Raw genomic sequence first — 13,604 nt, forward strand, 5'->3', positions numbered from 1 at the left:
AATATCTGCGTTACGCGCAATTTCTCAGAATTTCACGTACGGATAACTACGCTGCATTCTTCGAAATTGCGCAAGCCTTGATCTTGAACTTTTTACGGCACCATCTGAAATCAGACTTCTTATAGTGCCATCAAGCTTTTGTCATGCTTTGTTTCCTGTGTTGACAAGTGCGGTCAAATGCCGGAAATCTTGAATGCCGCTGCCGGATTGATCCGCGCGATCCGGTCAAACACCGCCCCGGCCCGATCCCGGAGCGGCTCTCTGGCGCAGTCCCTGAACCCGGCATAAACCAGCTCAAGCCCCTGCAGGGCAAGTCCGGGTTCCCAGGACGCTATACCGTGGGCGTCAATTTCTGCCTCCAGGGCTTCGAGCTGGGGAAGTGCCAGTTCCGCCCTGCCGGCATTGATCAGCACCCGGCACAGGCTGATGCGAAACAACAGGGCATCCCGGCCGGAACTGCAGGATGCCAGGTTCTCCTGGAGCAGCTCCACGGCCGCAACCACTTTTTTGTTTTTCACCAGTTGCCCGGCTTCGTCCTCTATTTCCGCGTGCCGGCTGCCGGTTTCCGGCCCGGACTGTCCTGTGGAGCCGGCAAACACCGTCTGTTGGGCGGCATCCGCGCCGGTAATCGAATTGAGCCATTGCCGGGTCTGGCTGTCGCAAAACGGGGTGCCGTCTGAAAATGCCAGGTTTTCCAGGCCGGGCAGCCGTTTGACAAACATGGCCGTCTCCCGGCAGATCATGTCCCGGGCCGGTTCATATTTTTCGCCAAGGGCTTCCAGGGCCCGGGCGGCCAAACGGTTTAAATCCAGCCAGAACAGACGCTCCCGGAGCCCGGCTTCGGCGGCGGCCACAGCGTTTTGACAGTCCCCGGCCGCAAGCTGATCTTCCAGTGCGCTTTTGACCGCCGGGTCCGGCGGCGGCAGGGGGGTTTTGTTGTCCTCCTGGACAATGGGCAATGCGTCAACGGTCAGCCAGGCATAAATCCGGTTTAACCGGTAAGCCATGGGGTTGGCGTCATTGATTTTGAGATAATACCGGGCCAGCCTGCCCAGCGTGTCCAGGGATGCGTTCAGGGCCTTTTTTGAGTCCCTGTCAGATTCCGGGGCCTGATTCATTGCCGGGGGAGCCGGCGGTGCGGGTGCTGGTTCTGCGGGCTTCGAAGCCTTTTGCTGGGCTTGTTTTTCCTCAGGCACCCCCCCGGCATCCCGGGCTTTTTCTTTTGCCGCTTCCTGATCGGTGTCGCCCCCATTGGCTTCGGCTGCGGCCCCGGCGGTTTGGGGTTGGGCTTCGGCTTCGGGCTCAGCTTCAGCTTCGATTTCGGGTTCGGGTTGCGGTTCGGGCTCGGGCTGCCGGGCCTCCACCGGAATTTTATCCACATGCTGAATCAACGGGCGCAGCATCGGGGCGTCGTCTGATTTTTCAGCAAGCAGGCCGTCGAGATCCGACAGGGTCTGTTTGATATCCTCAACAGCCTGGGCGGGCTGGGCCGGGGACGCATAATTTTTGATAAATTTTTCCGCCCGGTCATACCACCATTTCAGGGCGTTGATGCGGCCTTTTTTGCGCTTTTTGGGCGGAAACAGGGTATCCCAGTAATTTTCCACCAGGTCTTTTAGCACCTGAGTGCCCTGCTGCAACCCTTCGAACTGCCGGGTTTTGATCAGGGCCTCGGCCATGTAAGCGGCCACAAGAAGGTTCTTGGATTTTTCAGCCAGAAGCACGGAGCCCAGCTCAAGCACCCGGTCCCAGTCCACCTGTCCGGCCTGGGATGAGACAACAGAGAGTTTGTCGATTTCATTCTGAAGTTCTTCAAACTCCGGCAGATAGGTGGTGTCCTCGCCTGTCGGGGCGTCTTGACGGATCGGGGTTTTTCCCAGGGATACGATGTCCATGTCTGCTCTCTGCGACTGGTTTGTCAAAAAAAACAACTTTTTATGTTATCGGATGTTTTGCCTGAAAGTTTAGTGATGCGTTTTGCCCATAGAAGCCTTTAAAAAATCCGCCGCCCCCAGGGGGCGGTAATACAGATACAGGGCCGTTCGCCCGCCCGTGTTTCGAATAAACGCACTGCCCGGGCCCAGGTCCACGGCTTCCCGGATTGCGGTCATCCAGGAAAAAAGGACGTCTTTTTCACCGCAGCCCGGCAGGCTGCCGGCTTCATCCGGAGAAAAGCAAAGCATTTTCTCCCGGATAAACCGGTTTTTCCCGGCCGCCAGGCTCTGCCGGACGGCTTTTCGGATGGCCGTCATGCCTGCCGGTTCCGCAAACACGGGCCGTATGTCAAAGTCCGGCTGCGGGATCGCGCCCAATGCGTTTTGAAAATCACCAAAAGCATCAAAACCCTGTTCCAGAAAATCCGCCATGGCCTGCCACGGGGCCATGCAGGAAACGGGCAGCATCTGCCAGGCCTTCCGGGACCTTTTGGGCAGCACGCCTTTCATTGCGCACAAAACCGGAGCCGGCCGGCCTTCTGCATCGGCGCCGGGGGCAATAATCCCGCAGGCCAGGTGCGCGGCATTTGAGGGCATGACCCAAAACCAGGCGCTTGTCCCTGAATTTTTTTGAAATCCGGACCCCCCGGCACTTTGCCACCATTTGTCCAGCCATTGAACAAACGCGTAAACCATGGGTTCATCCGCATTGATCCGGATATAATCCTTAAATGACGGATGCTTGCCCCAGAATGAACGTGTCCATTGCATTGGCGGCGCTATCTTCCCGCAATAATGGTTTCAGGCACATTCCGGGGCACGTCTGTCAGCAGCCGAATCACCGGCCCGGCATCCTGGATTTCGTAAGCCACCCGGATACTTGAAATGCCCCAGTTCTTCAGCAATCGGGATTGTTCGGGGAAATCTTCCGGGGAGAAATTTTTTACCCCGTCCCGGAAATCCCGCAGAAACCGGGCAAAGCCCATTTCGCCCGGGTAACGGTATTTCAGCTTTGTATCCGGCATCAAAATGGTCAGTTCCACATCGCCGCACTGGTTCATCTGCCATTTAAACGGCCGGGTTTCACGAAAATTAAAATTTTTCAGCTGCGTCTGGCCGTCTGCGCAGGACAGGTTGAGCAAAACCGCATACGGGCTTTTCTCCGCGCCTTCATTGACCCGGACCGGCAGGGTGCTGATCTCTACATTGTATTCAGGTTCGACTTCCACCGTTCCATCGGCTCCCTGGTCCAAAAACAGGAAAAAATCGTTTTTAAAAGCCATGGACCGGTTCAGGGCACTGGCGGCGTAAAATCCGTCCTTTCCCCGCCCCACAAAGGGTTTGGCCGGCCCGTCGAGAAATTTCCAGACCGCGCCGTCCGGCCGCTTGAAAATGGTGTAGGGAACCCGGCCCGGATCCATGCCCCGGGTATTGGACAAGACCATGGATTCCCATTTTTTCTGCACCACGCCCTGGGCCTGCCGGATGGCGAAATCGGCCATGTATTCCAGGGGTCCTTCAAGCAGTACCCCGGCAACCGACGGATCCTTGCCTTCCTCCAGTCGTGAGAGCAGGGCGGAGAATTCATCCTGGGCGGCGTGAAATTCGGATTTCTGTCCCGGGGCCCCGCTTCCGGGGGAGAAGAAATCACCGGCCATCTCAAAAGCGGTTTGTCTCCGGTTTGCGGCCGGCTGCAGCTTTTCCAGGGCTTGGAGGTAGTTGTGCCACTGCTCGGCGGCAGCCAGTTGTTTTTCCCTTTTGCGGGCCGCCTCCGGGGATGTCACTGAAAGGGTTTTGCCTGCGGCCGCTGACCCCTTGTCCCGTATCCGGTCCACCAGTGAGGCCTTCTCCTGACGGGATTCGATGCGGGTATTTCGCACTTTTTCGATTTCCAAAACAGCGGCTGCCCAGGCCGGCGGATCATCTATGACCCGGAGCTGTCGGGCCATTTCCGATAAGAGCTGAAAATAGGCATTGTCCGGAGTGCTCATGGATCGGGCCAGTTTCCGGCGCTGCACCCCGGATACGGGAAAGTCCGGGCCCCCTGAAAAGCTAAGCGCAAAATTGGCCCATGCCTGCAAATAGTCGTTTTCATAACGCCGCCAAAAGACTTTTTCGGCTGTTTTAAATCGGTCGTCCGGCTCCAGCACCTGTTTGATCTGGCCGATGAATTCATGAATCCGCTCTTTGCCCTCCCGGGTGTAGGCCCCGGGCACAAAAGCGGGTATGGCGTCACGGCTGTGATTTTCCGGCGAACCTGTCAGTTCTCCCCAGTAATGCTCCAGGGAAACAGAGGCCACATGCGGCATCTTTTTTGCGGTGAGCCAGTTCAGATCCCCTTCTCCGCCGCTTTGTCCAGTGGCCCTTGTTTTGAGCAAATCTGAAAGAAGCCCCTGCAATGTTTTGACCTTCCGGGCCATGGCCTGCCGGTTATCTGCAAGCTCCAGATATTTGTAATAATTTCGCCCGAACTCCAGGGCGATGTCGTTTAGGACGGTTTCATCCATGACCAGCCAGATCTCCGAGGATACGGCCGTGAGCGCGGATTCGGAGTCGGGTCTGCGGCCTTTCAGGTAATCCTGAAGCACCCGTATGCGGCCCACCATGTGGGCGGCATAGTCGGCCACAACCGAATCCCGGGTGCTGGTGTCAAATTGATTGATGTTTTTTTCAAGCTGATCGTCCATGGGTTTCAGGAAATAATCCCGGAAACTTTGGACATAGCGGTCCACGAATCGATTTTCCACTTCCAGGCTCTGAGTGAGGCCAAAACGGGGAATGCGCCAGTCGCGGTTAAACTCGCGAATCTCGCCGAGCTGCCGGCCGTAGGCGTCTAACATCAGCACGTCGGTTGCCGCTTCACCGGTAAAATCCGGAGGCGCCTGGGCATGCCGGGCGATTTCTTTTACGGCTTGGGTATTCTGGATGTAAGACAGGCTGATCATGCCCAGAAGACACAAACACAAAAGAGCCCAGGCTGTCAGGCCAAACCGCCTGGTGAGCCGCCGCCACTTGAGATACTCCAGTATCGGCCGGAAAAGGTGGCGATCCGCGGGCAAAATGCGCTTGAAAAAATCCCTGAGAAAGATGCCGTTGCGGCCCTGGACCGGTTCCGGGCAGGTAATGCTGAATTGCTGGACAAATTCCGAGCAGGGCGCGCCCGTCTGTGTGCCGCTTGAATAGTAAACCCCCATGAGCATGGGGGTTTCCTGGTAGGGATTTTCCTGAAATGTGCCTTCTGCAAAGCTTTTTAAGCCGGCGTGGAGCTTTTCAAATTCATCCGGGAACATGAGCACGCCGGGATCAGGCCGGCTGTTGTGCTGTATGATCAGCAGGCGGAGGTCTTTTAAGCGGTTGCATACACGGCGGTGGGCCGAGTCCAGAAAGTCCTCCCAGTACCGGCCGGACTCCGGGCTGCTATAGCCCATGGCCTGGTTAAGGCGGTCTTCAGGCAGAAGCCGGCTGAAAGGGTTGAAGCCGTGGACCCGGTCGGTTTTGGTGACCATGAGATAAACCGGGAATTTGGCCCCGCAGACGCGCATGAGCTGATCAATTCGTTTGCGCAGGTTCAGGCCGTTTTCCCGCAGGGTGTCTGAATCCTGGGTCAAAAGCTGATCTGCTCCCACAGTGAGAATCAGCCCGTTTAACGGCTCTTTTTTCCGGTACTTGGCAAGCAGGCCCAGAAAACGTTCCCATTCTTCCCGGTCCGGATCCTGGTCGATGGGAATGGCGTAGCGCCCGGCCGTGTCCAGGACAATGGCTTCATCAAAAAACCACCAGTCAAAATTGCGAGTGCCCCCGATTCCCGTGTTAACTTCAGCCACCGGGGAATTGGCCTTGGCGTTTTTGATGGCTGTTGTCTTGCCGGTGCCCGACTCGCCGATCACCATGTACCAGGGCAGCACATAAAGCGGGTTGCCGGCTTTTTTCAGGTTGGACTGGCGCAGCAGATCCAGGGATTTTTTCCACTTTTCCTGCAGTTCCTGGAGCTGGCGGCGATCATGTTTGGGCGCCTGGCCGATGGCCTGGTCGTCCTGGGCAATGATTTGCTTGACGAACTTGCGTTCCCTGCGCTGCAAAAGGTATCGTTTGAGAAACAAAAATCCCAGCACAAGACCCAGAACGCCTGCTGCCATGGCTGCGCCCACCCACCAGGGCCATTGTTTGGCAATAACCAGAAATGCAATGCCTGCAGCCAGGGCAAGCAGCAGAAAGGCGTATAAAAAGAATTTCAAAATTTTGCGAATCATGATCCCGGATCCGATATTTGCAGTTAAAACAGGTTTTCCACAAGGCGGCCGAGGCTTTCATAATAAAAAATATAGGCACCGGCCACGGCAACCGGCGGCAGTGCGAAAAACAACACCGCCGGCCAGAAGCCGGACCTGTAAAAAAAAGCTTTGCCGGCTGCCGCCCTGTCCTGGTAGGCCTCAGGAAACAGATCTTCAGGCAGGTTTAATTCCTGGTCTTCGGAAAAATATTTGAGCAGATTCTCCACCTTGATTTCAGAGAGCTGCATCTGATCATCATCTGTGTAATACCGGCCCTTGTAGCCCAGCGCCAGGCAGTAGGTGAACACCTCACGGACTTCCCGTTCGTTTTCCTTGAGTTTTTCAAGCCGGTTGAAAAATTCCCGGCCGGCCATGGTGGTCTGGAAAAACTTGAGCTGCAGCTGGTTTTGCTGCCATCGCCCCTTTTCCGGCCAGTCCGAGCACATGATCTGTTCATCCACCCAGCCGCAGACCGGAAAACAAGCCTTTTTCCAGTCAGAGCTGGAGATTTTCGCCTGCTGGGCATAACGGCCCGAGCGCTTCAAAAGCGCGTCATAGTCGGCCTGCACGGTCTCGAAATCCGGATGGGCCCCGCTGCCGCAGTCCACCCGGTACAGGGTATAGGCAATGATTTCCATAAAGCAGTCAATCAGCCGTACCCGCGACGGATGCGGATTTTCAGGCGGTACCGGGCAATGGACGGATTCATTCATGGGCTGTCATCCCGTAAATTTTTATTGATTGGGGAATCGGACAAACGCTGCCGGTCAGGTCAGGACTGCTTTTGCAGGACAACGATTTCCGCGTACAAATCATCCGGAGGATTTTCCCAGTAAATCTGAATGTTTTGGCTGCGTTCAATGTAACGCCAGAGCGCATCTGAGCGATCAATCCGGAAATATTGGGAATCCGGCCGCCTGGGCAGGCCCGGCGGCGGAATTTTGGTCTGTTCCAGGGCAATACCCGGCAGTGCCCTTGAAATCAGTGTCGGCATATGATCCACGGAGCAGATCTTGACAATATTGGTAAGTGCTTTTTTCAGGGCCGATTCCTGTGTTTTGCTGCGGATCACCAGGTAAAATTCGTTTCTCCGGTCAAGGGCTTCGGGCGGAATTTCACCTCTGAAGCCGATATCGTCTCTTTCCAGCCGGACAATGTGTTCCGGACCGATGATGATGTCGTTTAACAGTTCAGTGATCAGGGTGGTGGCGTCGGAAAAACAGCGGGTTAAATCGCTGTGGTCGTATGCGGGCATCAACTTGACGTCATTGGCGGTTTCACCCAGGGCATTGATCCGGTCTGAAAAGGAGCTTAGCTCTCCGACGATCTGCCGGAAAAGGGCGTATACCTGCCAGGGATGTACATTTGGTGCCTCAAGCAGGTGAAACAGGGAAGGTGCATACCGGTTCAAAGACCGCAGGGCCAGCAGATAGACCATGTATTCGGTGTCAAAGCTTGAGGTCTGAATCTCCTTGGGGCTTTTGTATTCCTGGAGCTGGCGGCAGCGGGAGGCGATCTGATCCCGGACCGATTTGATCATTTTAAAAAGGCTGTCTGATCCGGTCACTGAAAGACACGGCGGCACAAACTGTCCGGACACCAGAATGTCTTCGCCTTCCCGCCAGAGCTGGGCAATGGGAATGAGCATGTAATCGTTTAAGTCCGCGATTTCATTTTCCCAGAAAATCCGCAGCAGAAACTGAAGCGTTGGAACGCTTGCCCGGGGTCCGGCCGTGTAGAGGTCGCCAACCTCCCCGGCCTCCCTGAAAGTCACCAGCCGGGCCGCAGCACTGCCGACCTCATCGGTGTTGTTCAAAACCGCGGCGTTGGCTGTATTGGGGTCGAGTTTTCGCAGGCCCAGATACACCGTAAACGGCTTGTCCGCCTCAACCCAGGCATGGTCAAAGGACCTGGACTGAAGCAGGCTGTTGCCGGGAAATTCCGCCCAGGTACCGTCCGGAAAAATCAGATCCGCCCGGTTGATTTCGATGGTCTGGTTTTTGAGTGCATCCTTGTTGATCCGGTTTTCGATAACGCCCCAGAAATGCGGGGTGAGTTGTTCTTTCAGGGGAAGCAGCAAAGACTGCTGGTATTGATCGAACTGCTGAAAATGATGGGGCTGTAAAAACAGGCCCTGATGCCAGTATAACGGACTTTTTGACTTCATGAAGCGTCCCTGCTTGTATGCATCTGGTTGGCGTCAAGTTCAATGTTGATATGCAGATCTGCGGGTTCAACATTGATCTTTTTTCTGATCAGCCCTTCTTTGGTTCGTTTGACCGGGATGCGCAGAACCGCACTGCAAAATTCCGGCCGGCTGTTGAAATAACCGGCCACCAGCCCGATCCAGCGGGCGTCTTTGACCCGGTCAAGGGTCAGGGTCTTCTTTGTGCCCGGGGAAACCACAAACCGCTGGAACTCTTCTATGTTTTTCAATGAAACGGTTTTTCGCTCGTCCGGGTCATAGAGGTTTAACAGGCGTTTGATGCCGTCGGGGCTTTGAATGTAATTTTTGAAATCAGAAGCTTCGCTTAGCTGGTAGACCATCAGGATCATGGTGTGGGGGGAATTGTTGTATTCGTTGAGGTCCGGGGAGGCTTGGTAAGCGATTTGAACCGCGCCGGCTTTGAAATCCCAGTTGACCTCCGGGGCCGGCGGGTCGGTCTTTTTGGCCCCGCATGCAACACAAAGCATCAGCAGGCCCGCCAGAACAAGGCAGCAGCGCCGGAAACCGGGGGGTAAATACTTATGAAAACAATAACTGTCCATCAAAGCCCATTTCGTACGATTGTGTAACCTGAATTTCAGGTTATTTCAGTGTCCGCACATGCATTATAACAAAGCCTTGGTATCATTTTGCTGCCGCTGGGCTCACATCCTGCAGCAAGCACCGGATATTTTATCCGGCAGCCGGAAACAGCTTCGCAAAAATTCCATAGTACCTTTTGTTTGTAAAGAACAAATTTGTTATACATCCGCAAAAACGGGTGTATAAAGTGGTATCGGCCGGATGAACAAAATATTTAGTAAAATTTTTCATCCCTGGTCCTGCTCCGGCTTGTATCGCAGCAAAAGCAGCGTTAGATCGTCGGACTGGGTGGCACCTGCGGCAAACCGGGTTACGGCATCATGGATGGAATCCACGCCCTGGCTTGCAGACAGCGCATTGATACCCCGGGCGGCCTCTGTTAACCGTTGTTCTGAAAACAGTTCCTGTGCCGGGTTAAAGGCCTCGGTGATCCCGTCGGTGTAAATCAAAAGGGTATCGCCGGGATGCAGGGTCATGGTCTTTGAATGGTAATCAATTCCGGGCATTGCCCCCATGACCAGGTCCCCTGTAGAGGCGACAAACTCCGGCTGCTGATTCCGGCGAATGATCAGCGGCGGGTTGTGGCCGGCGTTGACATAACGAATTTCGCCGCTGGCAATGTTCATTACCCCGCAAAACAGGGTCACAAACATGTTGGAGGTGTTGTCCTCGGCCAACTGGCTGTTGACCCGCTCAACGATCTTTGTCAGATCAGCGCCGGCACTAGCATTGGCTTTAAACAGGGTCATGGTGATGATCATAAAAAGCGATGCCGGCACGCCCTTGTCCGAGACATCGCCCACCATGAAAAACAGCTCATTTTTGTTTTCATCCAGCAGGTAATAATCATAGAGGTCTCCGCCCACTTCCTTGGCCGGCAGCAGTTTTGTGCACAAATCGATCTTGTCCAGATCCGGAAAAGCCGGGTAAATCCGGGGCACGATGCTCATCTGGATTTCCCGGGCTCCGCGCAGTTCCCCTTCGATCATGTTTTTTTCAGACCGGGTTTTGATCTCAGAAATGAGATTGGTGACAATAAAGAAAAAAATACCCAGCCCCAGGGCGTTGGCCGCGATCATGGGGATGGTGATCGCCCGGACAATGGCAACGGCCTCATCATAGGGGCGGCTCAGCAAAAGCACCATCGCCATGTGCAAAATTTCCATACCCGCGGCAAAGCCCGCCGCGGTATAAACAGAAGGGATCTTTTTTTTGCTCAGCAGAAACACGACTCCGCCCAGAAAACCCGCGATAATGGTTGCCGCAGTACAGGGAACCGCCGTGAAGCCTCCCATGAAAAACCGGTGAAACCCGCCGATAAGCCCGGCTGCAACACCCACCACCGGCCCGGCCAGAAGACCGGCAATGGCCGGGCCAAGATCGCGAATATTGGCGATGCCGCCTAGAATCTCCATGCCGCCGATGGTCCCGTAGATGGAAAACAGCCCGCATACCAGGATCAGGATAAGCCGGTTCTGCCGGGTAAAACGCTGTTCTAAAATTTCATTGAAAAACCGGGTCCGGGTCAGAATGTAGGCAAAGACCATAATGACACAGACGTTCGGGAGAAGGGTGGTGATCAGATCAATCATACGCATATGCCTTTTTGCCGCAGAAGATTAATGTTTGGCCGAAAGCTTGATGGCACCGTAAAAAGTCCAATATCTGCGTTACGCGCAATTTCTCAGAATTTCACGTACGGCGAAGTACGCTGCATTCTTCGAAATTGCGCAAGCCTTGATCTTGAACTTTTTACGGCACCATCTGAAATCAGACTTTTTACGAAGCCTTCAAAGCTTGCTCTTTAAATAATCGCCGACCCGGAAGATCTGTGTGAGGCTGATGGCAATAACAGTTGACAGGGTCAGCGAGGAGCTGAACATCGGTTTGAGCCAGGCCGGGATATAGTTGTAAAGGTCCGGCAGGATATCGGCGCTTAAGCCGAATATAATGGCGGCTCCGATGACAAATATTTTTTGGGTATCCATTTCCACGGTCATCAATATCTGGATGCCTGCGGTGATCATATAGCAGGTCACAAAAATCAAAACCGCGCCCATCACCGGTTTTGGCATCACCGAGAAAACCGCGGTGATTTTGGGCAGGCAGGCAAAGGCCACAAACAGGCCGCCGGCAAAAAGCCCGATTTTCCGGCTGGTGGTGCCCGTAGCCGCAGAAACCCCGATATTGCTCGAACTGGTGCTGATGCCCACGCCGCCCAGTATACCCGCAAGCGTGGTGCCGATACCGCCGGCCAGAAGGCCGTTGCTGATGCCGGTCATATCCGGCTGTTTCCATTGATCATCGCTGATTTTCTGGCAGGTGATCATATCACCGATGGCTTTCAGGCTCGTGCACAACGCAGCGATGATAAAGGGGAAAATCAGGTTTGGATCAAACTGCCAGCCGTATTCCGGCAGGCCCGGCAGCTTGAAACTCCTGGCGGCAGTCACCTTGTTGATCTCATAGATTGTCATTACGTCCGCTGTATAGGCCACCAGATAACCCATGACCAGCCCGATAAATACGCAATAGACACGAACCCTGCCGGTACCCCAGACACTGAGGCCGATCATGACCGCCAGGGTGGTGGCCCCGACCATGATATCCGGAATCTCGTAAAGGGCCTCGGCGGTTTTGATCCCCATGAAGTTGGCCACGCCAAGGGGGATGAGTGCAATGCCCACCATCATGACCACAACCCCGGTCACCTCTGCGGGGAAAAGAAACCGCAGCCGCTTTACCAGGCGCGAAAATAACGATTCAAACATACCGGAAATGACAAACATGCCCGCCATCATGGCCACCCCCCCGGCCCAGGCCGCCTGCATGGAAGCGGCAAAATAGGGTACCCCGGCCAGGTAGGGGCAGAGATGGCCCATGCCGATCCGTCCCCGGAGGCTTTGGAGCATGGTGGTTATCCCGATGGCGATCATGGTCATGCTCACCACCCGCTGGATTTCCAGCTGGGAGCCTCCGATTTCACCGATCACCACAACCGGCAGGATCAGGGTGCTGGACATGACAAAGGTATGCTGGATTCCGGAAAGCAGGCAAATCAAAAAAGACGGGCTGTCATCCCGCCCGTATATCAGATAGCTCGGTTTGGCCATGGATTACCTCATCCAGATGGGCTTTGGCGGGAAAAAGTCTGCAGCCACAATATAGTGCTCGCCGTTTATGGTTACAGCCCGCAGATAGGCCAGTTTTTTTGAAGGGTTGACATCACCCGGCCTGGGCCGCCGGTAGGAGACCCAGGCGCTTTTTTCCCCCTTGATGCGGCTGATCATTTTTTTGATAATGTCGTATTTGAGCAGGTTCCGGCCTTCGAGATAGGGAAACGCGGGATCGACCACCGCCGTGCCGTCATCTTTAAACACAAGGATGTAGGAATCCCGAAAGGAAAACGGGCCGGCATCGCTTCGGAAAGCATCAAAGGCCGCTTCTTTTTTCTCCCGGATCAGTTCAACCGCATCATCGACCATCTCGATGATAAACTCTTTTTCCGTGCGGATATTGTAAACACCGGAGCCGACAAAAACCTCCCGCCCGTCGGGCATGACCGCTTTTTGGGCATATCCGCTTTTCCAGGTGGGAATAAATTCCCCGGGCCGGGTCCACATATAATGCACCCAGCCGCCGCCACCTTCCGCCTTTTCAATGAGAAGCCGGATCAACGGGCGGCCGTTGACATCTTTCATGTCATAAAGATCCTGGCCCACCAGTTGTTCCTGCACGGGATGAAAAATATTGACGCCTTCCATGGTATAGATAAACAGGTAGATCTCTCCCTGAAACCACCGGGAATCCTTTTGTGCAAACGCGTCAAAGGCCTTATCCCCCTTTTCTTCAAGGACCCTGGCCGCGTTGTTGACCATGGAGACCACCCGTTTTGTGCGCTTGTAATAGTACGTGGTTTCGTCTGTATCATCGGCGCCTGCGGAAATTTCGGGCAGGATAAGCAGCAAGGCGAGCAGCGGCAAAATCAACAATAGCTTTGACATTACAGATAGCTGCCAAAGCCCGGGCTTTTTTGAAGCCATCAGGCCGGTTTGCGGGAAAAGGCTTTTGATTAGCATGAACTGCTCATGGCCGGAGGATCCTGATGCAGATAAATTTTCTGTTAAAAAGAATCAAAAGACGGCAAGGGCTTTTTGCTGCCTTTATCAATTCTGATGGCACCGTAAAAAGTCTCAAATCGGAGATAACCGCCAACCAATAAACAAATAAATTATTGATTTTATTTAACACTTAATCACTTAAAACTTAACACTGCCTGTAAAAAAGACTTTTTACAGGCTCATCAATTCTATGCCGGAAAAATGCTCTGAGAGCCGCATTTATCATCTGCTGATACGATATTCAATCATTTTTCAACAGGCGTAGCAGTTTCCAGTTTGCTGAAACGGAGGGGTTGTTTGCCAAATAGAGCTGTGACTGACTGTAAATCAGGCATAAAACAATCCGGGATCGGATGCGGCCCGGTGCTTGGTATTGGCCCCGGGCCGCATCCGATGCATTCAGGGAAAGCAAATCCTTACGGGGTAGCCGTTACTTCAGCAGGCTGACGTAGCGTGCCACCTGGACGTC

The 13,604-nt window shown here is 54.3% G+C and carries 9 protein-coding genes; all 9 read right to left on the minus strand.

Features of this window, described 5'->3' with window-relative positions:
• Positions 1-173: 173 nt before the first annotated feature.
• The 9 genes from tssA to ACTCIA_RS11060 all read right to left on the minus strand — a co-directional run bounded on the left by tssA (position 174) and on the right by ACTCIA_RS11060 (position 13,018).
• Positions 174-1,895 carry a type VI secretion system protein TssA gene (gene tssA / locus ACTCIA_RS11020; RefSeq protein ID WP_463001870.1) on the minus strand — a complete coding sequence of 574 codons (1,722 nt, stop codon included), beginning with the start codon at positions 1,893-1,895 and terminating at the stop codon, positions 174-176.
• Positions 1,896-1,964: 69 nt separating this feature from the next.
• Positions 1,965-2,705 carry a hypothetical protein gene (locus ACTCIA_RS11025; RefSeq protein ID WP_463001871.1) on the minus strand — a complete coding sequence of 247 codons (741 nt, stop codon included), beginning with the start codon at positions 2,703-2,705 and terminating at the stop codon, positions 1,965-1,967.
• Between the two features lie 8 nt (positions 2,706-2,713).
• Positions 2,714-6,184, minus strand: a complete 3,471-nt coding sequence (locus ACTCIA_RS11030; protein ID WP_463001872.1) for a type VI secretion protein IcmF/TssM N-terminal domain-containing protein — start codon at positions 6,182-6,184, stop codon at positions 2,714-2,716.
• A 23-nt stretch (positions 6,185-6,207) separates the two neighbouring features.
• Entirely contained in the window at positions 6,208-6,918 is a 711-nt protein-coding gene (locus tag ACTCIA_RS11035) for a DotU family type IV/VI secretion system protein (RefSeq protein ID WP_463001873.1), read from the minus strand.
• A gap of 59 nt (positions 6,919-6,977) precedes the next feature.
• Positions 6,978-8,372 carry a type VI secretion system baseplate subunit TssK gene (tssK, locus tag ACTCIA_RS11040; RefSeq protein WP_463001874.1) on the minus strand — a complete coding sequence of 465 codons (1,395 nt, stop codon included), beginning with the start codon at positions 8,370-8,372 and terminating at the stop codon, positions 6,978-6,980.
• Positions 8,369-8,974, minus strand: coding sequence for a type VI secretion system lipoprotein TssJ (tssJ, locus tag ACTCIA_RS11045; protein ID WP_463001875.1), 606 nt, complete (start codon positions 8,972-8,974; stop codon positions 8,369-8,371). The genes tssK and tssJ overlap by 4 nt, the downstream gene beginning before the upstream one ends.
• Positions 8,975-9,241: 267 nt before the next feature.
• Entirely contained in the window at positions 9,242-10,606 is a 1,365-nt protein-coding gene (locus ACTCIA_RS11050) for a PP2C family protein-serine/threonine phosphatase (RefSeq protein ID WP_463001876.1), read from the minus strand.
• Between the two features lie 198 nt (positions 10,607-10,804).
• Positions 10,805-12,127 carry a uracil-xanthine permease family protein gene (locus ACTCIA_RS11055; RefSeq protein ID WP_463001877.1) on the minus strand — a complete coding sequence of 441 codons (1,323 nt, stop codon included), beginning with the start codon at positions 12,125-12,127 and terminating at the stop codon, positions 10,805-10,807.
• Between the two features lie 3 nt (positions 12,128-12,130).
• Positions 12,131-13,018 (minus strand): cache domain-containing protein, encoded by an 888-nt coding sequence (locus tag ACTCIA_RS11060; RefSeq protein WP_463001878.1) that lies wholly within the window; start codon positions 13,016-13,018, stop codon positions 12,131-12,133.
• Between the last annotated feature and the right edge of the window lie 586 nt (positions 13,019-13,604).

This window comes from Desulfosalsimonas sp. (assembly GCF_055149105.1).

Bases quoted from the DNA above. Each gene is read 5' to 3' on its own strand.
- tssA (WP_463001870.1), bottom strand. From the start codon at position 1,895: ATGGACATCGTATCCCTGGGAAAAACCCCGATCCGTCAAGACGCCCCG.
- ACTCIA_RS11025 (WP_463001871.1), bottom strand. From the start codon at position 2,705: ATGCAATGGACACGTTCATTCTGGGGCAAGCATCCGTCATTTAAGGAT.
- ACTCIA_RS11030 (WP_463001872.1), bottom strand. From the start codon at position 6,184: ATGATTCGCAAAATTTTGAAATTCTTTTTATACGCCTTTCTGCTGCTT.
- ACTCIA_RS11035 (WP_463001873.1), bottom strand. From the start codon at position 6,918: ATGAATGAATCCGTCCATTGCCCGGTACCGCCTGAAAATCCGCATCCG.
- tssK (WP_463001874.1), bottom strand. From the start codon at position 8,372: ATGAAGTCAAAAAGTCCGTTATACTGGCATCAGGGCCTGTTTTTACAG.
- tssJ (WP_463001875.1), bottom strand. From the start codon at position 8,974: ATGGACAGTTATTGTTTTCATAAGTATTTACCCCCCGGTTTCCGGCGC.
- ACTCIA_RS11050 (WP_463001876.1), bottom strand. From the start codon at position 10,606: ATGATTGATCTGATCACCACCCTTCTCCCGAACGTCTGTGTCATTATG.
- ACTCIA_RS11055 (WP_463001877.1), bottom strand. From the start codon at position 12,127: ATGGCCAAACCGAGCTATCTGATATACGGGCGGGATGACAGCCCGTCT.
- ACTCIA_RS11060 (WP_463001878.1), bottom strand. From the start codon at position 13,018: ATGTCAAAGCTATTGTTGATTTTGCCGCTGCTCGCCTTGCTGCTTATC.